23 protein-coding genes and 1 tRNA gene are annotated in these 24,223 nt (G+C 58.9%); 9 read left to right on the top strand and 15 right to left on the bottom strand.

The window, feature by feature from the left end; genetic code table 11:
• Nucleotides 1-99: 99 nt before the first annotated feature.
• The 5 genes from PSH79_RS12410 to PSH79_RS12430 form a co-directional block, all read right to left on the bottom strand.
• Nucleotides 100-1,293: a GAF domain-containing sensor histidine kinase gene (locus PSH79_RS12410; RefSeq protein ID WP_305443266.1), complete on the bottom strand. Its 1,194-nt coding sequence runs from the start codon at nucleotides 1,291-1,293 to the stop codon at nucleotides 100-102.
• Nucleotides 1,294-1,425: 132 nt separating this feature from the next.
• On the bottom strand, nucleotides 1,426-3,603 hold the full coding sequence (locus tag PSH79_RS12415) for a TonB-dependent siderophore receptor (protein ID WP_305443268.1): 2,178 nt from the start codon (nucleotides 3,601-3,603) through the stop codon (nucleotides 1,426-1,428).
• A gap of 255 nt (nucleotides 3,604-3,858) precedes the next feature.
• Nucleotides 3,859-4,716, bottom strand: coding sequence for a glutathione-dependent disulfide-bond oxidoreductase (yghU, locus tag PSH79_RS12420; protein ID WP_305443270.1), 858 nt, complete (start codon nucleotides 4,714-4,716; stop codon nucleotides 3,859-3,861).
• Nucleotides 4,717-4,801: 85 nt separating this feature from the next.
• A complete protein-coding gene (locus PSH79_RS12425; protein WP_305443272.1) occupies nucleotides 4,802-5,851 on the bottom strand; it encodes an alpha/beta fold hydrolase in 1,050 nt (349 codons plus the stop codon).
• Nucleotides 5,852-5,912: 61 nt separating this feature from the next.
• On the bottom strand, nucleotides 5,913-6,869 hold the full coding sequence (locus tag PSH79_RS12430) for a LysR family transcriptional regulator (protein WP_305443274.1): 957 nt from the start codon (nucleotides 6,867-6,869) through the stop codon (nucleotides 5,913-5,915).
• A 128-nt stretch (nucleotides 6,870-6,997) separates the two neighbouring features.
• Between PSH79_RS12430 and PSH79_RS12435 the strand changes: the two genes are divergently transcribed.
• The 3 genes from PSH79_RS12435 (at nucleotide 6,998) to PSH79_RS12445 (ending at nucleotide 9,564) form a co-directional block, all read left to right on the top strand.
• Nucleotides 6,998-7,279 (top strand): DUF2798 domain-containing protein, encoded by a 282-nt coding sequence (locus tag PSH79_RS12435; RefSeq protein ID WP_305443275.1) that lies wholly within the window; start codon nucleotides 6,998-7,000, stop codon nucleotides 7,277-7,279.
• Between the two features lie 118 nt (nucleotides 7,280-7,397).
• Nucleotides 7,398-9,185, top strand: coding sequence for a thiamine pyrophosphate-requiring protein (locus tag PSH79_RS12440; protein ID WP_305443276.1), 1,788 nt, complete (start codon nucleotides 7,398-7,400; stop codon nucleotides 9,183-9,185).
• Nucleotides 9,186-9,249: 64 nt separating this feature from the next.
• The gene (locus PSH79_RS12445) at nucleotides 9,250-9,564 is read left to right on the top strand and encodes a DUF72 domain-containing protein (protein ID WP_370872629.1); all 315 of its coding nucleotides are present in this window, start codon (nucleotides 9,250-9,252) and stop codon (nucleotides 9,562-9,564) included.
• A gap of 85 nt (nucleotides 9,565-9,649) precedes the next feature.
• On the opposite strand, the gene PSH79_RS12450 is transcribed toward PSH79_RS12445, so the two are convergent.
• The 7 genes from PSH79_RS12450 to PSH79_RS12480 all read right to left on the bottom strand — a co-directional run bounded on the left by PSH79_RS12450 (nucleotide 9,650) and on the right by PSH79_RS12480 (nucleotide 15,749).
• The gene (locus PSH79_RS12450) at nucleotides 9,650-9,868 is read right to left on the bottom strand and encodes a hypothetical protein (RefSeq protein ID WP_305443278.1); all 219 of its coding nucleotides are present in this window, start codon (nucleotides 9,866-9,868) and stop codon (nucleotides 9,650-9,652) included.
• Between the two features lie 151 nt (nucleotides 9,869-10,019).
• A complete protein-coding gene (locus tag PSH79_RS12455) occupies nucleotides 10,020-11,699 on the bottom strand; it encodes an MFS transporter (protein WP_305443280.1) in 1,680 nt (559 codons plus the stop codon).
• A 188-nt stretch (nucleotides 11,700-11,887) separates the two neighbouring features.
• Nucleotides 11,888-12,655, bottom strand: a complete 768-nt coding sequence (phnE, locus tag PSH79_RS12460; RefSeq protein WP_305443281.1) for a phosphonate ABC transporter, permease protein PhnE — start codon at nucleotides 12,653-12,655, stop codon at nucleotides 11,888-11,890.
• The gene (locus PSH79_RS12465; RefSeq protein ID WP_305443282.1) at nucleotides 12,652-13,476 is read right to left on the bottom strand and encodes an ABC transporter permease; all 825 of its coding nucleotides are present in this window, start codon (nucleotides 13,474-13,476) and stop codon (nucleotides 12,652-12,654) included. Before PSH79_RS12465 ends, phnE begins: the two co-directional genes overlap by 4 nt.
• A complete protein-coding gene (locus PSH79_RS12470) occupies nucleotides 13,470-14,267 on the bottom strand; it encodes a phosphonate ABC transporter ATP-binding protein (RefSeq protein ID WP_305443283.1) in 798 nt (265 codons plus the stop codon). The genes PSH79_RS12465 and PSH79_RS12470 overlap by 7 nt, the downstream gene beginning before the upstream one ends.
• Nucleotides 14,264-15,127, bottom strand: coding sequence for a putative selenate ABC transporter substrate-binding protein (locus tag PSH79_RS12475; protein ID WP_305443285.1), 864 nt, complete (start codon nucleotides 15,125-15,127; stop codon nucleotides 14,264-14,266). The genes PSH79_RS12470 and PSH79_RS12475 overlap by 4 nt, the downstream gene beginning before the upstream one ends.
• 220 nt (nucleotides 15,128-15,347) lie before the next feature.
• A complete protein-coding gene (locus PSH79_RS12480) occupies nucleotides 15,348-15,749 on the bottom strand; it encodes a RidA family protein (protein ID WP_305443287.1) in 402 nt (133 codons plus the stop codon).
• Between the two features lie 114 nt (nucleotides 15,750-15,863).
• Between PSH79_RS12480 and PSH79_RS12485 the strand changes: the two genes are divergently transcribed.
• The 5 genes from PSH79_RS12485 to PSH79_RS12505 all read left to right on the top strand — a co-directional run bounded on the left by PSH79_RS12485 (nucleotide 15,864) and on the right by PSH79_RS12505 (nucleotide 19,970).
• Nucleotides 15,864-16,757 carry a LysR family transcriptional regulator gene (locus PSH79_RS12485; protein WP_305443290.1) on the top strand — a complete coding sequence of 298 codons (894 nt, stop codon included), beginning with the start codon at nucleotides 15,864-15,866 and terminating at the stop codon, nucleotides 16,755-16,757.
• A gap of 87 nt (nucleotides 16,758-16,844) precedes the next feature.
• Nucleotides 16,845-17,867, top strand: coding sequence for a GlxA family transcriptional regulator (locus PSH79_RS12490; protein WP_305443292.1), 1,023 nt, complete (start codon nucleotides 16,845-16,847; stop codon nucleotides 17,865-17,867).
• A gap of 184 nt (nucleotides 17,868-18,051) precedes the next feature.
• Nucleotides 18,052-18,846 (top strand): nitrilase-related carbon-nitrogen hydrolase, encoded by a 795-nt coding sequence (locus PSH79_RS12495; RefSeq protein WP_305443294.1) that lies wholly within the window; start codon nucleotides 18,052-18,054, stop codon nucleotides 18,844-18,846.
• A gap of 445 nt (nucleotides 18,847-19,291) precedes the next feature.
• The gene (locus tag PSH79_RS12500) at nucleotides 19,292-19,657 is read left to right on the top strand and encodes a DUF6124 family protein (RefSeq protein ID WP_305443296.1); all 366 of its coding nucleotides are present in this window, start codon (nucleotides 19,292-19,294) and stop codon (nucleotides 19,655-19,657) included.
• 16 nt (nucleotides 19,658-19,673) lie between these two features.
• Nucleotides 19,674-19,970, top strand: coding sequence for a DUF6124 family protein (locus tag PSH79_RS12505; RefSeq protein ID WP_305443298.1), 297 nt, complete (start codon nucleotides 19,674-19,676; stop codon nucleotides 19,968-19,970).
• Nucleotides 19,971-20,044: 74 nt separating this feature from the next.
• On the opposite strand, the gene PSH79_RS12510 is transcribed toward PSH79_RS12505, so the two are convergent.
• Nucleotides 20,045-21,073: an alpha/beta fold hydrolase gene (locus tag PSH79_RS12510; RefSeq protein ID WP_305443301.1), complete on the bottom strand. Its 1,029-nt coding sequence runs from the start codon at nucleotides 21,071-21,073 to the stop codon at nucleotides 20,045-20,047.
• Between the two features lie 318 nt (nucleotides 21,074-21,391).
• On the opposite strand from PSH79_RS12510, the gene PSH79_RS12515 reads away from it, so the two are divergent.
• Nucleotides 21,392-21,466, top strand: a tRNA-Gln gene (locus PSH79_RS12515).
• Between the two features lie 114 nt (nucleotides 21,467-21,580).
• On the opposite strand, the gene PSH79_RS12520 is transcribed toward PSH79_RS12515, so the two are convergent.
• Nucleotides 21,581-23,569 carry a U32 family peptidase gene (locus PSH79_RS12520; protein WP_305443303.1) on the bottom strand — a complete coding sequence of 663 codons (1,989 nt, stop codon included), beginning with the start codon at nucleotides 23,567-23,569 and terminating at the stop codon, nucleotides 21,581-21,583.
• A gap of 211 nt (nucleotides 23,570-23,780) precedes the next feature.
• Nucleotides 23,781-24,161, bottom strand: coding sequence for a RidA family protein (locus PSH79_RS12525; protein WP_123464338.1), 381 nt, complete (start codon nucleotides 24,159-24,161; stop codon nucleotides 23,781-23,783).
• Nucleotides 24,162-24,223: the final 62 nt, after the last annotated feature.

Genomic DNA, 24,223 nt, shown 5'->3' on the forward strand with positions numbered 1-24,223 from the left:
TTGGTTGGCCGCAACCAACCAATTCTTTGCCCCGCGCCGTCACTCGGTCGCGGGGCTTTTTTTGTCCGTCGTTTGCTGACGTAAGCGGCGGGCGTCAGCTCAAACCCATTTGAACTGGGCCGGGAATCGCGCAATGAAGCGGGTTCCCGATTGGGTGTCAGAAGTGACGCTCAGGCTGCCGTTGTGCGCCGTCGCGATCTGCGACGCGATATAGAGCCCCAATCCCAGCCCTTCATCGCGTTGCCCGGCTTCGGATCGCGAAAAAGGCTCGAACAGCAGTGGCATCAACCGCACTGGAATCGGCGTGCCCTGGTTGGTCAGCGTGATGACAATCTCGTTGTTCTCGGAACAGGCGGTGAGGATGATCGGTGTGCCGGTTGACCCATGAGTGACCGCGTTCCCCAGTAAATTGGAGAGCAACTGGCTGATGCGCAAAGCATCGCAATAGACACCTGCCGGTATGTCCAGCGCATGCACAAAGATTGCCTGCGGATGGGAAGCCTGGACTTCTTCGAGTGTCAGCAGGAGCGTCTGCTGCAAGTCATCCACTAACTTTCGCTGCACCGGAATCCCGCCGCCCAGCCGTCCCCGGGCGAAGTCGAGGATGTTCTCGATCAGCACGCCCATGCGCACAGAGCTGTGGCGGATCGCCGCCAGCAAATTGAGCGAACGCTTGTCTTCGGTTTTGCTTTCCAGCAGATCGGCGCTCATGCGAATGGCGCTCAGTGGCGTGCGCAGGTCATGTCCCAGTACCGCGATGAATTGCTCGCGCAGCCTGCCAAGCTCATTGGCCGTGTCCAGAGCGGTTTTGGTGGCTTGAAGATGACTTTGAGTGTCGAGACTCATGGCAATCAGTTGGGCAAATAGCGTGAGCGTCTTGGCGATGGCGGGTTCTTCAAGATTTGCCGGGAGCGAGTCGATGGCGCAAAGCGTGCCGAAAAAATCACCGTTGGCTTTCACGATCGGAATGGAAATATAGCTCTCCAGTCCATAGGTTTTTGGCGTGTGATGCTGTGAAAACACCGGGTGGGCACTGGCATGGCCAAAAATCACCGGCTGTTGGTGTTGCCGGATCTCGTGACAGATGGTCGATTCGAGGACCAGTTCGCCGCCAGGCTTGAGTCCGAAATCGATCGAGTCGTCGACTGCGCACGCCACCCAGTTCTTGTCGGTGACGCGAGCAACCGCAGCGAAGCGCATGCCGGTGATGTGTTTGACCATGCTCAGGATCACGGGCACCGTGTCAATGCTGCGGATGGCGTCGATGTCTGAGGCAAATTCTGGAGGAGGCATGGGGCGGCACTTCGAAATGATCTCGTTCAGAGACTATCTCTAATTGCCGGACATGACTAATTGGTGAGGCAAAAAAGGGTGCCGCGGATTTCCCGGGCGCCCTTTGCGGCGGTGCCGAGGGTGTTAAACCACTCAGAACTTGTATTTGGCGGTCAGCATATAACTGCGCGGATTGCCGTAGTTGTCGGTAGAGCCCCACGTGACGTCGGTGCCGATGGCGGAGTAGTAGACACGATCAAAGATGTTGTTCGCGTTGACCTGCAGGTCCAGGTGTTTATTGACTTCGTAGCCAGCCATCAAGTCAGTAATCGCGTAACTGCCCTGTTCAAGGCGATAGCTGCCATTGGTCAGCGCGATGTCGTTGTACATGCGACTTTGCCAGTAGACGCTGCCACCGACGCGGAATTTTTCCAGTGGCCCCTGGAGGCGGTACAGGGTGGAGACCTTGAACAAGTGCTCGGGCGTGTCGGTTTCGAAACGCTGATTATTGTTGGCTGGGTCTGCGTCCTTGATGTAGTGGGCGCGGGTGTAGGTGTAGCCGGCGCCGACCTGCCAGTTTTCGGTAAGTGCGCCTTGCAGTTCAAGATCAATGCCTTGGCTGCGGACTTTGCCAGATGCGCTGTAGCAGGTCATGACCGGGCAACCCAACTGATTTTCCGACAGGGTTGAGCGGTTGGTCTGATCCATCTGGAATACCGCCAGACTGGCGTTCAGTGCACCGTTGAAATATTCGCCCTTGATGCCGACCTCGTAGTTTTCACCCACGATCGGCTCCAGCAGCTTGCCGGAAAGATCTTTCTGGGTTTGTGGCGTGAAGATGTCGGTGTAGCTGGCGTAAACGGAGTAGTGGTCGTCGAGTTTGTAGATCAGGCCGGCATATCGCGTCAGGTTGCGGGTGACTTTGTAGTCGCCATCGCCGGTGCGGTCATCGTTGTCGTACCAGTCCAGGCGGCTGCCGAGGATCAGCGTCAGCGGATCGGCCAGACTCAGGCGGGTGGTCAGGTAAACGGCATCTTGTGTGGTGACGTTGCGGGTTTTGCCGTCACGCACAAAATCGGGTTTCGGCGCCCCGATTGGCCACGCGGTGGTGTAGGGATCGTATTCCTTGGAGGTCGCATCGTAGACACGGTTGCTGGCACCCACGACCAGTTCGTGGGTGCGGCCGAAGGCTTCGAACGGGCCGCTGGCGAAAGCATCGAACGCGGTCTGCTTGTCGGTGTTGTGCGACTGGTACGCCGTGGTTTCCAGAGGGCCGGCGTAACGCGACAGGTAAGTGCCGGAGAATTCGCCGTTCAGTGTCGAGGACGAGCCGGCTACGTGGAGTTTCCAGTCGTTGTCGAAGCGGTGTTCGACTTCACCGAAGACCGTGTCGATCTGCAGCTTCTTGTTCTCCCAATCGGAGCCGCCGTAGGTGGAGCGGGGCAGATCGAGGTGGTGGCCGTTGGTGCCGATCGGCAAGCCGCCCCAGAAATAGTTGGTCTGTTCGTTCTGACGGGAGAACCCCAGCGTCGCGGTGGTGCTGTCGCTCAGGTCGGCTTCACCGATGGCATAGAACAAGCCGTGATCGTTTTCTTCTTTGTCGCGGAAGCTGTCGGCGCCCTGATAGGAACCCACTACTCGGCCACGCAACGTGCCGCTATCGTTCAGTGGACCGGAGGCGTCGATCTCGCCGCGGTAATCATCCCAACTGCCCGCTGCGCCGGTCAGCGTTACTTGCGGAGTGAATGTCGGGCGTTTGCGCACCATGTTGATCGCGGCAGACGGGTTGCCGGCACCGGTGACGAGACCGGTCGCACCGCGCACGATTTCAACCCGGTCAAACATCGCCAGGTTCGGCTGCACGGCCATCGAATAGGGCTGATAAGAGCTGGGCAGGCCGTCGTACATGATGTTGTCGATGTCGAAGCCGCGAGACTTGTAGGTCTGTCGGCCCGGACCGCCGGCCTGACTGAGGAATAGCCCCGGCGTTGCCCGCACCACATCGTTGATGCTGGTCATGGCCTGATCGTCCATGCGCTGGCGGGTGATGACGGTCACCGCCTGAGGCGTTTCGCGCATGGTCAGCGACAGCTTGGTCGCGGTCTGCATCGGGCCGGTGGTGTAGGACTGCGAACCTTCAGTGGTGCTGCTCATCTGCGTGGCGCCGATTTCGGTCGCGCCGAGTTCCAGCGTGGCGGGGGCAGCACTGTTTTCCGGCGTGACCGGCGCAACGTCTTCGGCCAGGGCCGGTGTCACGCCGGCCATGCAGATAGCCAGTGCCAGCAGGTTAGGTGAAAGGTTCGAACGGCGGTGAGTGGTGTGAAACGACATCAATCTGCTTCCCCAAATGATACGAAAACGAATCCAGTGCAAGTGCTTGTAGGAATTATTCGCATTAGTGTGTCAGATGGTTCCGCTCGAAGAAAGCTGTACGGCTCAGATAGTTAACAAGATTTTCACATCTGCGCGGGTGCGCAACATCGGGAAGTCCACCGAGCTAGAGCGGTCGGCGGGCGTTGGCAGGCTGGGGAGGTCTAGATCGAGAGTCAACGCAGCGCCTGAAATGGCGCTGCTATCGAGATGGCGTTACGAGTGGGAGAGAGGGGAGTTCAGGTCATCGGCCTGATGACGTTCAGGCACCTGAGTCGCCTCATCACCCCACGTCCGGTTGACGCGCAACCCGCGAACGACCGCTGGACGATTGGCGATGTCCTCTGCCCAGCGCTGCACATGGGTGTACTCATGCGCCGAAAGGAACTCCGCCGCCGAATAGACATTGTTGCGCACCAGTTGGCCGTACCACGACCAGACTGCGATGTCGGCAATGGAGTAGCTGTCACCGGCAAGGTAAGGGCTTTCGGCGAGGCGCCGATTGAGCACATCCAGTTGTCGCTTGGTTTCCATGGTGAAGCGGTTGATCGGGTACTCCATTTTCTCCGGCGCATACGCATAGAAGTGCCCAAACCCGCCGCCCAGATAAGGCGCCGAGCCCATCTGCCAGAACAGCCAGTTGAGGGTTTCGGTGCGTCCAGCCGGATCCTTGGGCAGGAAGGCGCCGAACTTCTCCGCGAGATAAAGCAGGATCGAGCCCGACTCGAACACACGAACCGGTGGCTCGACGCTGCGGTCGAGCAGCGCGGGAATTTTCGAGTTCGGATTGATATCGACAAAACCGCTGGAGAACTGATCGCCCTCGCCAATGCGGATCAGCCATGCGTCATATTCGGCGGCGGTATGCCCCAGCGCCAGCAACTCCTCAAGCAGGATGGTCACCTTCACGCCATTGGGTGTGGCCAGCGAATAGAGCTGTAACGGGTGCTTGCCGACTGGCAGCGTTTTCTCATGCGTCGGCCCGGCAATCGGGCGGTTGATGCTGGCGAACTGGCCGCCGGATGCTGCTTCGTTCTTCCAGACTGTGGGCGGAACGTAGGGCGCTTTACTCATGAAATTGGCCTCGTCGATTGCTGGCTGAGATGGAGTGAGATAGACACCGTATGGAAAAACGTTGGCGGGTGCCAGTGAAGTCCGGTTATTTCATGTTGCCGGCAGACCTGTCCAAAAACCCGGTAATCAGCGCAATCGTCTGCGCCTGGATCATCGGGCGTGGACGACCGCCGTCGCCATCGGTGCAGATAATGCCGTCACCGGGGGCGTCTTCTTCGAGCATTGAGATCGCGTCGGGTTTGCACAGCGACAGAAAACTGAAATGGCTGGCGTCGCTGATCTCGACGTATTGGCTGGAGATTTTCGGCAGACGCTTGGCCAGGTCGGCGGATTCCAACTCCGCGGGTAAGTCTTGGGACGGCACGCCTGCGCCAATCACCAATACCGGCACTTGCAGCGCCGCGAGGCTGTCATCGGTGAAGCCGCGTGAGAGGCCCAGATCCAGCGAAACCACGGCCGTCACGCGCTTATCGCGTAAATCGCCGGCCAGTCGAGCCTTCGATGCCGGGTTGCTGGCGGGATTCATCTGTTGGTAAACCGAGCAACTGGCCAGTTGCGAATGGACTTTGCATTCCCGTGCATAAAGCTCTGTGTCGAAACGAGCGCCGGCGATTTCCAGGCTGGTCCAGCCGCCAAGTGAATGACCCGCGACGGCAATACGACGCTGCGCGACTGCGCCGAACTTTTCCGGGTGAGCCGTCACCGCATCGATGGCTCGGCTGATGTCCACGGGGCGCTGCCATAACTGCGCTGCCGCTTCAGGGCTGCGGTCATGGGTGGTGCTGCCGGGATGATTGACAGCCGCGACGATGTAACCCCGGTGCGCCAGGGCACTGGCCAGCCACGCCTGATTGCCCCAATTGCCGCGGTAACCATGGGAGAGCACCACCAGGGGATGTTCACCGTCAGCCGGTGGTGCATTGTCGGCAGCCAGCACACCGACAAACGCGGGATTGTCGGCGATCAACTTCGGCGGGGCGGAGGTTGCACGGGAGGGGTACCAGACGACCATTTCCAGCAGACGATCATTGGTCGCATCCGGCAACTTGAGGTTCTGGAAACCGATAGGGTTTTCGTCAGCGAATACGCTGGCGCTCAGGCAGATCAGCAAAAGCGAGCCGAGGGCTTTTTTCATTGTTTTTATCTTCCGTGATGGGGCCGATTGGCGAGGTGGACTTTGCCTCAAGCCGAGCGTTTCAGCGAGTGTCTTTGAGCGCCCCGGCCACAATTTCTTCCATCGGCCAGCGTTGCTTCAACTGCTCCGTCAAATAATCCATGAAGGCCTTGGCCTTGCCGGTCATCGCCGCACGCTCCTGCACACAGGCGTAAATCTCCATCGGCTCGACCACCGCGTGTTTTGCGTTATCGCGCTGTTCGAACAGCGGCAGCAGTTGGCCGCTTGCCAGATAAGGTGCAGCGACGAACTCTGCCAGCCGAGTAATCCCCGCGCCGCTGATTGCCATTTGCGCCAGCGCGTCAATGTCGTCACTGATCGCAGTGGCATTGATGCTGGCGTCGTAGCGCAGGCCGTCACGCAGAAAACTCCAGCGTAAAAAGCGTCCGTCCAAGGGGTATCGAAACGCCAGGCACGCATGATTTTGCAGATCGTCCGGCGATTGCGGCACGCCGGCGCGCTCCAGATAAGCAGGGGCTGCGCAGAGAATGAAGGGCAAGGAGACGATCTTGCGCGCGACGATGCCGTCCTCCAGTTGCGGTTTGATCCGCAGGCTCAGATCAATACCGTCCTGGATGTGGTTGATCTTGCCGTCCGTTGTCGACAACTCAATGAGCAGGCGCGGGTGTTGTGCGGCGAAGCCGGCGATCAGAGGTGCCAGCACATGGCGGCCAAACGCTGCGGTGGAGGCAATGCTCAGGCGGCCTTGCAGTTCGCTTGCTTCATCGCTGATTGCACTTTGCGCCGATTCCAGATCCGCCGCGATGCGCTTGACCTTGTCGTAGTACACCGCACCGTTTTCAGTCAGCGCCATGCTCCGGGTCGTGCGTTGCAAAAGTCGCACGCCGAGGTGCGCCTCAAGACGGTTGATCGTCTGACTTACCGCCGCCGCACTGACGCCCAGGATCTTGGCGGCACCGACGATGGAGCCCGATTCGACCACTTTGATAAAACTGGCAATTGCCGCTAACAGATTCATCCTTGGCCTGCGCAAGAGGGGGGTGATTCGTAAGTTCTGCTTTATAAAGCACCTACGGGTAGCCGTCTAGTTGAGGGCAATCGGCTTTGCTAAGGTGCCCGCTCCCTGTCAATGGATGGAAAAGCCATATGAATCAAAGAACAAACTCCGATGCCTTGTATGTCAGCCGGCGCAGGCTATCAGCGCGTGCGACACCCTATGTGTTCGCGTTTTACATGGCAACGATCATGGCGTTCCTGATGTCGTTGGTGATCACGGCCTCCAACTCCGGCATTGATAACGACTACCTGAGTAATACGTTGCATGCCTATAAGTTGGCGATGCCAGTGGCATTCCTGTGCATCCTCGTCGTGCGGCCCATCGTGATCAAACTGGTGGCGTTGACAGTGCATCCGCACCTCCCGCGCTGACCTGTTACCGGACAATCAATCGAAACTTCGCCGTCAACCCGACTGTCCAGACCCTTACACCTCCCGGCGGATGCGCTGCCGGGAATGCTTCATGCACCGGTGAAAGACGAGGAACAAGATGACGACGACAGTAGGAGATTTTCTGGTTGAGCGGCTCAGCCAATGGGGCGTGACGCGGATTTTTGGCTATCCGGGTGACGGCATCAATGGCGTGTTCGGCGCGCTCGATCGGGCGAAAGGAAAGATCGAGTTCATCCAGGCGCGCCATGAAGAGATGGCCGCGTTCATGGCCTCGGCCCATGCCAAGTTCACCGGTGAGCTGGGGGTTTGCATTGCCACGTCAGGGCCGGGCGCATCGCACCTGATTACCGGGCTTTACGATGCACGAATGGATCACATGCCGGTGTTGGCGATTGTCGGTCAGCAGGCGCGCACGGCGCTGGGCAGTCACTACCAGCAAGAGCTGGATCTGGTCTCGATGTTCAAGGATGTCGCCGGCGCTTTTGTGCAACAGGCTTCGACGCCGTCACAGGTTCGCCATTTGCTCGACCGCGCGGTGCGTACGGCGGTCGGCGAGCGCCGCGTTACGGCAATCATTCTGCCCAATGACTTGCAGGATCTTCCCTACGAGGCTCCGGCGCGGGCCCATGGTACTGCGCATTCCGGAGTCGGCTACTCCAAGCCGAAAGTGCTGCCCTACGAGGCGGATTTGCAACGGGCGGCGGACGTTCTGAATGCTGGGGAAAAAGTCGCGATCCTGGTCGGTGCCGGTGCACTGGAAGCGACCGATCAAGTGATCGCCGTAGCGGAAAAACTCGGCGCCGGGGTCGCCAAGGCGTTGCTCGGTAAAGCCGTACTGCCCGATGATTTGCAATGGGTCACGGGCAGCATCGGCCTGCTCGGCACCGAGCCGAGCTACAAGTTGATGACCGAATGCGACACCTTGCTGATGATTGGTTCGGGTTTCCCGTACTCCGAGTTTCTGCCCAAAGAAGGTCAGGCACGGGGCGTGCAGATCGATTTGCAGCCCGACATGCTCAGCCTGCGCTATCCGATGGAGGTCAATCTGCAGGGCGACGCCGCTGAAACCCTTGCCGCGTTGCTGCCACTTCTGGAACAGAAAACCTCGGGCAAATGGCGCAAGAAAGTCGAAGGGTGGCGCGGCAGTTGGGAGAAAACCCTGGAAAAACGCGCCATGGCCAAAGCCAAACCGATCAACCCGCAGCGAGTGGTGTATGAGCTCTCACCGCAACTGCCGGATCAGGCGATCATCACCAGCGACTCCGGTTCGTGCGCCAACTGGTACGCCCGCGACCTGAAAATCCGCCGTGGCATGAAGTGCTCGTTATCCGGCGGGCTGGCCTCGATGGGCGCCGCAGTGCCTTATGCGATTGCGGCCAAATTCGCCTACCCCGAACGCTCGGTGATCGCACTGGTGGGCGACGGTGCGATGCAGATGAACAACATGGCCGAACTGATCACGGTCGCCAAATACTGGCGGCAGTGGCAAAGCCCGAAATGGATCTGCGCAGTCTTCAACAACGAAGATCTCAATCAGGTCACCTGGGAACAACGGGTGATGGAGGGCGATCCGAAGTTCGAAGCGTCGCAAAGCATTCCGGACGTTCCCTATCACTTGTTCGCCATTTCCATTGGCCTGAAGGGCATTTTCGTCGATCGCGAAGAAGACGTCGCCGCTGCCTGGGAGCAGGCACTGGCCTCGGATGTGCCGGTGCTGATCGAGTTCAAGACAGACCCGAACGTGCCGCCGTTGCCGCCGCACATCAAACTTGAGCAAGCGAAGAAATTCGCTACGACCTTGCTCAAGGGCGATCCGGATGAGGTGGGGATCATCGTGCAAACCGCCAAACAAGTACTGAGTTCGGTACTGCCCGGCAAAAAATAACCCCGAGCCTAAGCGTCGTGGCACGACCTCTGTAGGAGCTGCCGCAGGCTGCGATCTTTTGATCTTGCAAAACAAAGATCGCAGCCTGCGACGGCTCCTGCATCAAATTGCTCAAGTGGCGGTCGATCCCTCGCGCATCAGCAATGACGCTGTGCCCGGTGGCTGGCGCGGCGTGAAGTATTGGCGTCTGCACGGTTCACCGCGCATTTATCACAGCGCTTACGATTCAGCGTATCTGCAACAACTTACGCAAACCTTGCAGACCGAGACGCAGGATGACGCCGCGACCTGGTGCGTCTTCGACAACACTTTAAGCGGCGCGGCGATCGGTAATGCGTTGATGCTGCGAGGTCTGCAACTGCCGATCGAGTCAGACTGAGGTTCTGAAACTCACGCAATCGGCTCCCTTTCCCTCACCCCCTAGGGCTGGGGTGGGGGGGTAAATCCAATTCACTCCGCCAATCTCAATTCCCATCCGCCAACTTGCGCTCAATCTCATCGACCTTGCGCTGCAGCTCTTCGGCATCCTGTTCTTTGACTCGAGTCGACGACGGCGTGATGACGTCATCCACCGTCTTGGTGTCATCGTCCCTGTCCTCAAGATCTCGCTCGACCACATTCACCGGCTTGCCGGACGTATCGGTAGGCGGGGCGTTCGGGGTTTTGTTGTCGTTGCTGTTCATATTGTTGACCTCCGTGGGTGTAAACATTGGAGGCAGCGTTGTGGCGAGTGTTCGATTTTTCTACGGATAACTGAATCAACGGCGTTGAACGATAAAGCACCTGCAGGCGCTGCCGAAGTCTGCATTCGACAGCGCCTGGAGGTGGACAGCATCAATCCTTGAGAATGTCGCGATCCTTGGTTTCCGGCAGGAAGAACGTGCCGAGTATCGCCGTCATCACCGCAATCACGATCGGGTACCACAAGCCGTAGTAAATATCCCCGGTGGCCGCGACCATCGCGAACGCCACGGTCGGCAGGAAGCCACCAAACCAGCCGTTACCGATGTGATAGGGCAGTGACATGGAGGTGTAGCGGATGCGGGTCGGGAACAGTTCGACCAGCCACGCCGCGATTGGCCCATAAACCATGGTCACGTAGATCACCAGAATGGTCAGCAGGAGCAGCATCATCGGGTAGTTGGTTTTTGCCGGATCGGCTTTTTCTGGATAACCGGCGTCCTTCAGCGCAGTGCCGAGGCTGGCGGTAAAGGCATCGTTACGGGTCTTGAAGTCGGCGGCTGGCAGGGCGCTGCCCTCGAAACTCTCGATGACTTTGTCGCCGATGCGTACCTGCGCCACGGTGCCGGGTTCCGCCTCGACGTTTTCATAAGGGATCGCCCGTTTCGCCAGCAATGTTTTTGCGAGGTCGCAGGAACTGGTGAATTTGGCCTTGCCCACCGGGTCGAACTGGAACGAACACTGATCGGAATTGGCGATCACCTTGACCGGGTTTTTCTCCTGCGCAATGAACACGTCGGGGTTACCGTACTGGGTCAGCGCATGAAAGATCGGAAAGTAAGTCAGCGCGGCCAGAATGCAGCCGACCATGATGATCGGTTTGCGCCCGATGCGGTCGGACAGGCTGCCGAAGATCACGAAGAACGGTGTGCCGATCAGCAGCGAACCGGCGATCAGCAGGTTGGCGGTTTGCGGGTCGATCTTCAGCGTTTGCAGCAAGAAGAACAGCGCGTAGAACTGCCCGGTGTACCAGACCACGGCTTGGCCGGCCGTGCCGCCGAGCAACGACATGATCACCACTTTGAGGTTGTCCCAACGGGCGAACGACTCGGTCAGCGGCGCCTTGGACGCCTTGCCTTCTGCCTTCATTTTCTGGAACACCGGCGACTCGCTCAGTTGCAGACGGATGTACACCGAGACGATCAACAGCAGAATCGACAGCAGAAACGGAATCCGCCAGCCCCAGGCTTCGAACGCTTCGGTACCCAGCGCGGTGCGGCAGGCCAGAATCACCAGCAACGAGAGGAACAGGCCGAGGGTCGCGGTGGTTTGAATCCAGGAGGTGAAAAAACCGCGCCTGCCGGGTGGTGCATGTTCAGCGACGTAGGTGGCCGCGCCGCCGTACTCACCGCCCAGCGCCAGGCCTTGCAGCAATCGCAGGGTGATCAGGATCACCGGCGCGGCGACACCGATGGTCGCGTATCCGGGTAGCAAGCCGACGATGGCGGTAGAGACACCCATGATGACGATGGTGATGAGGAACGTGTGTTTGCGCCCGATCATGTCGCCGAGCCGGCCGAACACGATCGCGCCAAACGGCCGCACGGCGAATCCGGCAGCAAAGGCGAGCAGGGCAAAGATGAACGCGGTGGTCTCGTTGACACCGGCGAAAAAGTGCTTGGCGATGATCGCCGCGAGTGAGCCGTAGAGGTAAAAGTCGTACCACTCGAACACCGTGCCAAGGGACGAGGCAAAGATGACCTTGCGCTCCTCCTTGGTGATGCCGCCGCTACGAGGTGGACTGCCGGTGGATGTCGTGTCGATTGTGGCCATGGGTGTACTCCGTCGTGCTTATTGTCGTAGGCCGGAGTCCCCCGTTACCGCTTATTGCACTCTGGCCTTGTGGCGTATGCCGCATTGCTTTCGCGTGAAACCTGCACAGTCTGACCACCGCGCATTGCTGCGCGGTTTCCTGAAGCATAATCAGCTTTTACTAGATATCCACTCGCCATCATCTGCTTTTACGCCTTGACCCAGCGCTGGCGGCTCCACGCACTCAACCAGTCCACCGCAAACACCAGCGCCAGCATCGCCAGAATCACCGTGCTGGCCTGCGCTTCCTGAAACAGGCTCAGACTCACATACAACATCTGCCCCAAACCGCCCGCGCCGACGAAACCCAGCACGCTGGCCATACGGATGTTGTTTTCCCAACGGTAAAGCATGTAGGCGAGCAGTTGCGGGGCGAGGTTGGGCAGGGTGCCGTAGCAGAAGGCGAGGATCGGATTGCCGCCCTGCAAACGAATTGCTTCGGCGGGTTGTGGCGGTGTGTTTTCCAGTGCTTCGGCGAACAAACGGCCCAGCACGCCGGTGGTGTGCAGGGCGAGAGCGAGGGTGCCGGCGTTCGGGCCGAGGCCGGCGCCGAGCACCATCAGCGCGGCCCAGACCAGTTCCGGAATCGCCCGCAGGCCATTGAGCAGCAGGCGCGAGGCGCTTTGCAGCGGCCAGCCGAAACGCCCGGCGGCGGGCAGGGCGATAACGATGCCAAACACCGCCGCCAGCAGGGTGCCGAGGGCTGACATGGCCAGGGTTTCCATCGAGCCGTGGAAGATGGCTTTCAGGTAGTCGGCGCCCAGATCGGGACTGAGAAAGCGCTGCACATACGCGCCCATCTGCTTGAGGCTGGTGGCACTGCCAAGTTCGCCAAGATCAAGACTCAGATAAGCAAACGAAGCGAAAACCGCCACGCCGATACCGGCAATCAGCAACAGATTGATCAGGCGATTCATGCCAGCCTCCAGCGCAGCAAACGGCTGAGTTGATCGGCCACCAGCACCAACAGCAGGAAGGTCAGCAGAATGCTTGCGACTTCACCGCCCGCGAACATGCGGATCGACAGGTCGATTTGCTGGCCCAACCCACCGGCACCGACAAAGCCCATGACCACTGACGCACGGATCGCACATTCCCAGCGATAGACCGTGTACGACAGCAACTCCGCCCCCACATTGGGCAAAATCCCGTAAGCAAAAGCTGCCAGACGACCGCTGCCCGATTGCAGCAGGGCATGCGCCGGGCGTTGGTCGGTGGATTCGAAAATCTCTGCGTAGACCTTGCCGAGCATGCCGCTGTAGGTGATGGCAATCGCCAGCACACCGGCCGCAGGGCCAAGGCCGACCGCTCGCACGAACAACAGCGCCCAGACAATTTCCGGCACGCTGCGCAGGAAGATCAGTAACCCGCGAACGGGCCAGCGCAACAAACGACCGAAACGACTAGGCACGCCACCCCGTGAAGCGGCAGACAGCGACAAGGCACGGCTGGCAAGCAAACCGGCGGGCACGGCCAGCAGCAGCGCCAACGCCATGCCTGCCGTGGCAATCGCCAGGGTTTGCAACGTGGCTTTGAACAACAACTGCAAAAACGCTTCATCGTGGGCGGGCGGCCAGAACTGCGCGACAAACCGGCCCATTTCATTCTGGCTGTCGGGCAGCAGCACACCGAGGTTCAGTTCACTGAGCTGGACTCCCGGCCACAACAAGGCAATCGCCACGATTGTCAGCAACAGTCGCGGCCATGCAGCGGGGTCGCGTGAATCGGCGCTCAGCATCGTGGAATCTGCACAGTCAAAGGCGTCACGGCTGGGCTTGGCGATTGCAGTTGTTCGTTGGCGTACAACCCGTCGAGCATTTCCTGGCTGACTTGATCGGAAGGGCTGTCGAACAGAATCTGCCCGTCACGTAAACCGATGATGCGCGCAAAGTGCGACAGCGCCAGATCCACTGCATGCAGGCTCGCCACTAGCGTCACGTTGTGTTCGCGGGCGTGGCGCGAAAGGGTCGACAAGGTGTGCGCGGCCATGACCGGGTCCATCGCCGACACCGGTTCGTCGGCCAACAGAATTTCCGGCGCCTGATAGAGCACTCGGGCGATGCCGACGCGCTGCAACTGACCACCGGACAATTGCTGGCAATGAGCGAACAACTTGTCACCCAGATCCAGACGCGCCAGCGCTGCACGAGCGCCGGGTACATCGAGCGGATGCACCAGGTTCAGCAGGCTTTTGCCCAGGCTCCACTGGCCGAGTTTGCCGGCCAGTACTGCCGTTACCACCCGCTGGCGCAGCGGCAGAGGCGGCGCCTGATGCACCAGACCGATCCGCGCACGCAGGCGTTGCCGTTGCCGTGCAGACAAATGCCAGGCGCGCTCACCGAGCACTTCGATCTCACCGCTGCTGGGCCGAAGTGCGGTAGCCAGCAGGTTGAGCAAAGTAGATTTGCCGGCCCCGGAAGGGCCAATGATGGCGACCTGTTCGCCGACGCCAATCTGCAAGTCGACGCCGCGCAGGGCGTCGACTCCATTGGCGTGGCGCAGGCTGCCTTGGGTGAGGCGTAAGGTCATTTCAGCAGTTCGGCAGCGCGGGCGGCTTCCTCTATGCCCTTGTAGTTTTCAGGCTTGGTGTCGATGAAGCGGCTGGCCGCTTGCAGATCGAGAATCTTCTTCTGCTCAGGGTTGGCCGGGTCGAGATCAAGGAAAGCTTTTTTGATCTTCGCTGCCAGCGCCGGATCGAGCGTGCCGCGCACTGTCCAGTTGTAATCGAAGTAGGTCGGAGTGGTGGCGAAGACTTTCACTTTAGTGGTGTCGACCTTGCCGGCATCCACCAGTTTCTGCCAGACACTGGCGTTCAGTACGCCGGCATCGACCTTGCCGGCCTGCACCCAGGCAACGGTAGCGTCATGGGCGCCGGAGTAGGCGACGCGGCTGAAATACGCCTCAGGCTTGATGTTGTCATTTTTCAGCATGAAGTAACGCGGCATCAAACTGCCGGAGGTGGACGACACGGAGCCAAAGGCGAACGTCTTGCCTTTGAGGTCGGCCAGGCTCTTGACGTTCGGATCGGCGGTGATGAATTTGCTGGTGAACTGCGCATCCTGCTCACGCTGCACCAGTGGAATCACCGGGGTGGTGGCGTCGGTCTTCAAGCGCGCCTGAACAAAGGTGAATCCACCCAGCCAGGCCATGTCGAGACGGTCGGTGGCCAGCGCTTCAACCACCGCCGGGTAGTCGGCTACCGGAACGAACTGCACCTTCATGCCCAATTGCTGTTCCAGATACGCACCCAGAGGCTCGAACTTGCGCAGCAACTCGGTCGGGGCTTCATCGGGGATCGCACTGACCCGCAATACATCAGCGGCTTGCGTCACCAGTGCGGAAAAGGACAGGGCCAGACCGGCTGTCAGTGCCAAGGTTCGTTTGAGCATGGGAATCTCCGTTTCGTGAGCGTCAAAATCATTGCGCCTGCATCCGGGCGCAAAATCAGGTTAGACGAAACGGCGAGGTTATACGCATTCGCAGGTTCAAAGGCCAGCACACGATATTTGCGTAAAGTTTTTTCTGTAGGCGCTGACGCAGGCTGCGATCTTTTGATCTTGTGTTTAAAAGTCAAGAGATCGCAGCCTTCGGCAGCTCCTGCATGGGCGATCAATGGTTGTCGGGCAGCCTGGCGATCACCTTGATCTCGAAGTCGAAGCCATACAGCCAGGTCACACCGACTGCGGTCACGGTCGGATGCGGGGCATCGCCCCAGAACTCTGTCAGCACGACATTCCAGATCGTCTCGAACTTAGACTGCGGGTCGACGATGAACACGGTGACGTCGACCACATCGGCGAAGGTGCAGCCGGCCTCATCGAGGATGGCGTTCAAATTGACGAAGGCCTGGCGCACCTGATTTTGCAGATCCGGCTCTGGCGAGCCGTCCTCGGTGCTGCCGACTTGCCCCGAGACAAACAGAAAGCCGTTGGAGCGAATGGCTGGCGAGTAGCGATTGCGCTCGTAAAGGGTCCGGCGTGCAGGTGGGAAAACAACATCGCGCTGCGTCATGGGGTGTCTCCATCAGTGAGTTGATGAAGCAACATTAGGGGTTTGCAGTGGGGCGATAAACGCGCAATCTTGGCGCTCACTGTTTGCAATATACAAACAATCAGAGGGCGAAAAGTGGACCGATTTGATGCAATGCAGGCCTTCGCCCGGGTCGTCGAGGCGGGGAGTTTCACCAAAGCCGCCGAAACCCTGCACATGAGCAAGACCACGGTGACCCAGTTGGTCCAACAGCTAGAGGCGAGGTTGCGGGTCAGATTGCTCAACCGTACGACGCGCAAGGTCAACGTCACGGCGGACGGCACGCTGTATTACGAGCGAGTGATCAAGCTGCTGGCCGACCTGGAGGATGCCGAAACCAGCCTGTCCGGCGCCGCCGCTTTGCCCAGTGGCCGGTTGCGCGTGGATGTGCCCAGTCCACTGGCGCGCCATATTCTTGTGCCGGCATTGCCCGGGTTTCACGCGCGTTACCCGGACATCCAGATCGACATGGGCGTCAGTGATCGTATCGTCGACATCATCGATGAGAACGTCGATTGCGTGGTGCGCGGAGGTGAACTGCTGGATCAGTCATTGATGGCTCGCAAAGTCGCGGATCTTCCACTGGGTGTGTTTGCCGCGCCCGCCTATCTGGCCCGCGCCGGCACACTGGTGCATCCGCAAGAGCTGGAAGATTCGCATCATCGGGTCGTCGGTTTTTTGTGGGCGCGCACGGGAAAACCTGTGCCTTATGCGTTGCATAACGACAGCGAAAGTCTGCAAATAAAGGGCCGCCATGTGCTGGCGGTCGATGACGGTAATGCCTACCTCGCGGCAGGCCTCGCCGGTATGGGTGTGCTGTGGTTGCCCAAATACATGTCCGATGCGCACGTGGCTCAGGGCGAGTTAGTGCCCTTGTTCGAAGACTGGCAACTGGAACCGATGCCGCTCTACGTGGCCTATCCGCCGAACCGGCATGTCAGTCGCAAGTTGCGAGTTTTTATTGACTGGATTGTTGAGTTGATGGCGTAGCGCAACGGGTGCAAGCAGCCACCGGCCGCAGGCGAGATTGACTCTGGCGCGGATCAGGCCAACTATCGGCGGATAACAACATCACCGATGGACCCGACCTTGATCGAACGACGCCAATTCAGCGGAGGCATGAAGGGGAAAAACCTCCGCTATCTGAATGAGCAATCTGCTGAAACTCGCATCACGCGCACCGGTTTTCTGCTGCTCGAACATTTTTCGCTGCCGGCCTTCACCCAGGCGCTGGACACGATCATCACCAGCAACCTTTTGCGTCCGGGGCTTTTTGCTGCTCGTACGTTTGCATTAAGTGATGAAGAAGTCGTCAGTGATCTGGGCCTGATCATTCGCCCGGATGCGCGGATTGATCTGCCGGCGCTTCAGGAGCTGGATCTGCTGGTGGTGTGCGGTGGTTATCGCACCGAACTAAAGGCGACGGATGCGTTGATCCATCTGTTGCGTGCGGCGGCGGAGCGGGGCGTCAGTCTGGCTGGCTTGTGGAATGGTGCGTGGTTTCTCGGGCGCGCCGGATTGCTCGACGGTTACCGCTGCGCGATCCACCCGGAGCATCGTCCGGCGCTCACTGAAATTGCCAAGTCCACCCAAGTCAGCAGTGAACCTTACGTGATAGATCGCGACCGGCTCACGGCGTCCAGCCCCTCCGGGGCTTTCCATATGGCGCTGGACTGGATCAAAAGTTTGCACGGCAAGGCGCTGGTTGAAGGTATTGAGGACATTCTGGCGTTCGAAGAGTCGCGGTATCGGCGCATCAAACCCGATGAAAACATCTGCGTCAGTGCACCGTTGCGTGAAGTGGTGAAGCTGATGGATGCCAACCTGGAAGAACCGTTGGAGCTGGAGCAATTGGCGGTTTATGCCGGCCGCTCCCGGCGCCAGTTGGAGCGCTTGTTCAAAGAGCAACTCGGCACCACGCCGCAGCGCTATTACCTGGAACTGCGCATCACCGAAGCGCGGCGCTTGCTGCAACACACCGAGTTGTCGCAAGTGGAAGTGCTGGTGGCGTGTGGTTTCGTCTCGCCGAGCCATTTCAGTAAGTGCTACAGCTCATACTTCGGCTATCGCCCCTCAAAAGAAAAACGCCTCGTCAAATAACCCAAACCGTTACCAGCCCGAGTTCACTTCGGTATTACCAGGCCGATGTTGTTTACGGTTGACTGATCTGAGACGGCGCGGGTGGCTTGCCTGACATCCGGTAAGGAAATAGTCCAAACTTGACGCCGCCCAAGGCAAGATAATCCCGGGCCCAGATCCCTCCCCATAATGGTTGGAAGAATTCATGCTGACCGCTTTTTTGCAGTACCCGGTTTCATTTGGCGACCCAGCAGCAAACTTCAATAAAATTCGCGATGCTGTTGACTCGGCACAATTTGATCTCTTGGTAATGCCCGAGCTTTGCACCATTGGTTATTTTCACGAATCGCCTGAGGCATTGTTTCTTCATGCTGAATCGGCGCTCGATGGGCCAACGGCGCAGTTTTTACTGCAGCTGTCGGCAGACAAGAATGCAACGCTGATTGCGGGTATCGCCGAGCGTGACGGCGATCAAATCTTCAATACGGCGATTGTCGTATCGCGCGGACGCTGGCTGGGAAAACAGCGCAAGTGCCACCTGTCTCGTATAGAAAAGCTCATCTTCACCCCAGGCGATTCATTAGCGTGTTTCGATGATGGAATCTGCCGTTTCGGCGTTCTTACCTGTTTCGACCTTTGGATGCCAGAAGCCGCTCGCCTGTTGGTGCGCCAAGGTGCGCAGTTACTGTGTTGTCCCGCCAACTATGGTGGGCCTTGGACAACCCAGCTTGCGCGCATTCGCGCGATGGAAAACGCCACTCCGCTGATTTGTGCCAATCGTACGGGTGTGGAAATGTATGCGGGCGCAGAGGCGACTTTCCGAGGTGAAAGCCAAATTGTCGGGCCTATGGGAGAAGTCTGGACTTGCGCCACAGAAGAGACGTCGCTGGGTTTGTCGATAATCGACCCGGCTGCACACGTCCTCAAGGCGAATCCTATGTGCGATGACTTGATGGCAGAGGCAAGCCGCTATGCTTTAGCAGGCCCACACTTAAAATGAACCGACGCAAGTAACGCTATTTGGCCCAACGCTTTGCCAAGGCACCTCAGGACCAGGACCAGGGCATGCAGGCTGCTTAAACAACATTTCGCGCACACGTTTAACTTACACGCACTGTTACGCCATAACGGCTACAACACCTTGCGCCGTTACCTACGCGTACGCCAGAATCCGCCGGCTTACGCGCCTTGAGGCGGGCTGTATCGTTTCCCGGTCACTGCAAAACAGTGATCGGGTTTGGTAGCCCGCTTCATTTACAGTTATTGCGTCGCCATTTGCAGCCTCGTTTTTTAAGGCTGAAATTTATATGGTGGCCATGCGTGGGGCTCCCTCGGGAGCGCCGGGTTTACTGTTTTGACCGGTCTACCAACCCACAAATGGCCGCCACCCTTCGTTTGGTAGCGAGAGTGATGGCTCCTTTTATCTTTTAAAACAGGTGTCATCTATGTTCAAAATTACGCCAAACCCACCAGAAACCGATTCGATCCCCTACGATCCCGCCCTTGATGTGCAAAACATCAAAAAGGCAACAGAACACGCGATCAACTTCTACCTCAATCCTTCAGCACTGAAGACTTCAGTGCCCACCCGCAAGACCGGCAAGGTCTACCTCATCGATCCCGCAGCGGATAACGAAACGCTGCTCGTCGAGGCGACTGAAACCTTGTCCTCCGCCAGTGACATGGCCCGTGAACTCGCCGATTCGATAGACCCTTCACAGCGCAAAAAGATGCTGATCCTGCAGCAGGTGATCATGCTCAGTGAGCTGGTGGTCGGTCGAGTCCTCGACAACCAGCGCTTGCCGCACTAGTGGGGAGTTTCAGCTGATGTCCAAGACACCCGAACCACCGGTTACCGATCCGGACTGCCTGTCGCCGGCGGCCGTGATCATGGCCACTCCCTATACGCCCAGCACTCTATTTACGGTCAACCCGCAATCCGACACCGAATCCTTGCTGACCAATGCCAGCGGTTCCTTGGCGTCCGCCGCGGTCATGCTCGGTAATTTTGCAGGTGCGCTGGAGGGGTCAAACCGCAATACCCTGCTGGGCATTGCGCAAGTGGTCATGTTGGGGGAGTTGGCGGTGAACAAGGCGCTGGATAACGTTGTGCCAATCGATTAATCACTCACGTTAATGATCAAGCAGTCAGCCTTTGCGGCTGACTGCTTTTTTGTTTGCGCCAGGATAAGACGCCTTTACAGGTGATCCGCATCAATCACAGCCTTGGCAAACGCCTGCGGATCTTCCTGCGGCAAGTTGTGGCCAATGCCGCCGTTGATCAAGCGGAACTGGTACTTGCCCGTGAAGCGTTTGGCGTAATCCTCAGGCGCCGGGTGCGGTGCGCCGTTGGCGTCGCCCTCCAGCGTGATGGTCGGCACGCTGATCGACGGTGCGGTGGCCAGTTTTTGCTCCAGCGCCGCATATTTCGCTTCGCCCTGCACCAGGCCCAGACGCCAGCGGTAGTTGAACACGGTGATGTCGACGTGATCCGGGTTCTCCAGGGCTTTGGCAGAGCGGTCGAACGTGGCGTCATCAAACTCCCACTGCGGTGACGCCGTTTGCCAGATCAGCTTGGCGAAGTCGTGGGTGTTTTTTGCGTAGCCGGCGCGACCCCGGTCGGTAGCAAAGTAAAACTGATACCACCACTGCAATTCAGCCTTGGGCGGCAACGGATTCTGGCCGGCGGCCTGATTGCCGATCAGGTAGCCGCTGACCGACACCAGTGCCTTGACCCGTTCCGGCCACAGCGCCGAGACGATACCCGCCGAACGTGCGCCCCAATCGTAGCCGCCGAGCACCGCTTGCTTGATCTTCAAGGCATCCATGAAGTCGATGACATCACTGGCCAGCGCCGCCGGTTGGCCGTTGCGCAGGGTGTCCTTGGAGAGGAACTGTGTATCGCCATAACCGCGCGCATAGGGCATCAATACCCGATAACCCTTGGCCGCGAGCAACGGCGCGACTTCGTCGTAGCTGTGAATGTCATACGGCCAACCGTGCAGCAGAATCACCACCGGGCCATTGGCCGGGCCGGTTTCGGCGTAGGCGACGTCGAGCACGCCGGCCTTCACATGTTTCAACGGGCCGAAGGGCGAGGGTGCGGAATAGCTTACGGCTGCAGGTTCAGAGGTTTGCGCCTGAACTGTGCCAAAGGCACCGAACAACGACAGCGCCAGGATCGAAAGTCCGAATGCGGTTTTGCGGGTGTGCAGTGCCTTTTTCATGATGACGTCTCCTTTGCGAGCTTTTGGCCTTGGGGGCTTTGTGAACCCTTGAAACCTTGCGTGCATTTGAGCGTAGGGACGTATCCGGCCTGTGTCGAAGAACGGCATTGTTGAAAGGTGATGTATCCCGGCGAAGGGCGTACACAGTGTGATACACAGCGTCAAACGGGCTGATCAACGGGCTGATTCGGGCCAAAATAATAAGTCGCTGTTTTAAAACAAAAAATATTTCATCTCAGGCTTCCCAAACGTAACGAATGTTGTTAAATTGCGCCCCGTTCTTGCAGTGATCCTCACGGAGCCGCTGATAAGAACTGTAGGGGCGTCGCCAAGCGGTAAGGCAGCAGGTTTTGATCCTGCCATGCGTTGGTTCGAATCCAGCCGCCCCTGCCATCTATCGAAAAACGCCAACTTCGCAAGAAGTTGGCGTTTTTTTATGCCTGCGATTTGGCTTCGGCGCAGAAGGGCGGGCGAGTACGGCGCCGAAGCACCGTACTCGCCAACCACTCAGTGCGGTGCGCGCGGGATGGTTTTCATCAGGTCTTCGGGGCTGATGTGGCCGACCACGCTGCCCGGTTGCGGCAGGTTGAGGATGTGGCCTTTCATCTTGCCGATGATGTGCATTTCGCACGGCTTGCAATCGAACTTCAGCGTCAGCACTTCATCGCCGTGGATCAACTGCATCGGCGCGACTTTGGTGCGTACGCCGGTCACGCCTTTGGCCTGTTTCGGGCACAGGTTGAAGGAAAAACGCAGGCAGTGCTTGGTGATCATCACTGGCACTTCGCCTGGCTCTTCGTGCGCTTCATACGCCGCGTCGATCAGCTTGACGCCGTGACGGTGATAGAAGTCGCGGGCCTTCTGGTTGTAGACGTTGGCCAAAAAGGTCAGATGCGAATCCGGGTACACCGGCGGCGGGCTGGTCTCGGCTTTGCGGCTGCCACGCGGGTGAGCGGCGACCCGGGCGGCGGTCAGGGCTTCAATCACTTCACGGCGCAGGGATTTGAGCTGCGAGTTAGGGATGAAGAAGGCCTGTGGCGCATCCAGTTTGATGTCGGTGGCGTGGTACTGCGTGGTGCCCAGTTGACCGAGCAGATCGCGCAGTTGCTCAAGTGCCTGTTCTGGTTTGTTGGCAACACCGAACGGGCCGTTGAGGGTCACGCTGGCGCTGATGCCTTCTTCGCTGGTGGCGGTGATTTCCAGCTGTTCTTCACGCAAGCGTGCGAACCAGCTCAACGCTACACGGCGTTCGGAAGAGGTCTTTTGCAGCGCCTGTTGCCAGTTGTGATCGAGGTTGCGATTCAACGGGTGGCTTGGACGCAGCTTGAACAGGCCTTCGGGCATTTCGTTCGGCTCGACGCGGTAGCGGTAGCGCTTCTCGCCGTCTTCCTCGAACTCGCCTTTTGGCTCAGCGATGTTGGCGCGGAAACCGACCACTTCACGCTTGACCAACACGTTCAAACCGTCGCCATTGGACAGCGGTTCGTGGGTCACGACCTGCATGTCACGCTTGCCGACTTTCTCGACTGTGCCCACCGGCAGACCGGTGAAGGTCGGCGAGTCGAAGGCGCCGATGTCGATCTTGCGATCGGTCACGAAGTAATCGGTGCTGCCACGGTGGAAGGTTTTCTCCGGATCGGGCAGGAAGAAGTGCGCGGTGCGGCCGCTGGAAGCGCGGGCCAGGTCCGGGCGATCTTCAAGTACGTCGTCGAGGCGCTGGCGGTAATAGGCGGTGATGTTCTTCACGTAGCCCATGTCTTTGTAGCGGCCTTCGATCTTGAACGAACGCACACCGGCTTCAACCAGGGCGCGGATGTTGGCGCTCTGGTTGTTGTCTTTCATCGACAGCAAGTGTTTTTCGTAGGCGATCACGCCACCCTTTTCATCTTTGAGGGTGTACGGCAAACGGCAGGCCTGGGAGCAGTCGCCACGGTTGGCACTGCGCCCGGTCTGCGCGTGAGAAATATTGCACTGGCCGGAGAAAGCTACGCACAAGGCGCCATGGATGAAGAATTCGATGGCGGCGTCGGTTTCATCGGCGATCGCGCGGATTTCCTGCAGGTTCAGCTCGCGGGCCAGTACCAATTGCGAGAAACCGGCCTGATCGAGGAACTTGGCCCGCTCCAGCGTCCGAATGTCGGTCTGGGTCGAGGCGTGCAGCTCGATCGGCGGAATGTCCAGCTCCATCACGCCCAGATCCTGAACGATCAGCGCGTCGACCCCGGCGTCGTACAGCTGATGGATCAGCTTGCGCGCCGGCTCCAGTTCGTTGTCGTGCAGGATGGTGTTGATGGTGGTGAAGATTCGCGCGTGATACTTGCGGGCGAATTCCACCAGTTCGGCGATTTCGCTGACTTCGTTGCAGGCGTTGTGGCGCGCGCCGAAGCTCGGGCCGCCAATGTACACGGCGTCGGCGCCGTGCAGGATCGCCTCACGGGCGATGGCCACATCGCGGGCAGGGCTGAGCAATTCCAGGTGATGCTTGGGCAAGGACATAGTTTTTTTAGTCAGGCTGTCACGGTTAGGCGCGCATTCTACCCGTGAAACGCGCGCCCGGCACGCCTGTGCTGCCCGATGGCTATTGCAGGCCTGGTCTCGCTTTTGTAGGAGCTGCGGCACGCTGCGATCTTTTGATCTTGATTTCAAAGATCAAAAGATCGCAGCCTCGTTCCACTCGACAGCGCCTACAGAGATTTATGTCGTCAGGTCAGGCCTTGGCGGCCATCGCGGTCACTTCCACACGCATGCCTTCGACGGCCAGCGAGGCAACGCCAACTGCCGCCCGAACCGGCCACGGCTTGGCGAAGAACCGCTTGTAAACCTCGTTGAACGCCGCGCGATCAGCCATGTCGGTGAGGTAGATGGTCAGGTGCATCACCCGATCCATCGAACTGCCGGCACGTTCCAATGCGACTTTCAGCGCTTGCAGCGTGCATTCGCTTTGCTCGGTAATACCCCCCAGTTCCAGGCTGCCATCGGCACGGGTCGGAATTTGCGTGGAGACCATGATCCCGCCAAAGGTTGCGACGTCGGAGGAAATGGAGTCGGCGTCCGGGTCTGGAGTGAACGTGATGTCTTGGTTGGCCATGCTGATCTCTTGTTTGAGTGAGTAAAAGATCGCGCCAGTTTACAGATTCAATGGCGACATGG

The sequence above is a fragment of the Pseudomonas sp. FP2196 genome (assembly GCF_030687715.1).
Classification (GTDB): domain Bacteria; phylum Pseudomonadota; class Gammaproteobacteria; order Pseudomonadales; family Pseudomonadaceae; genus Aquipseudomonas.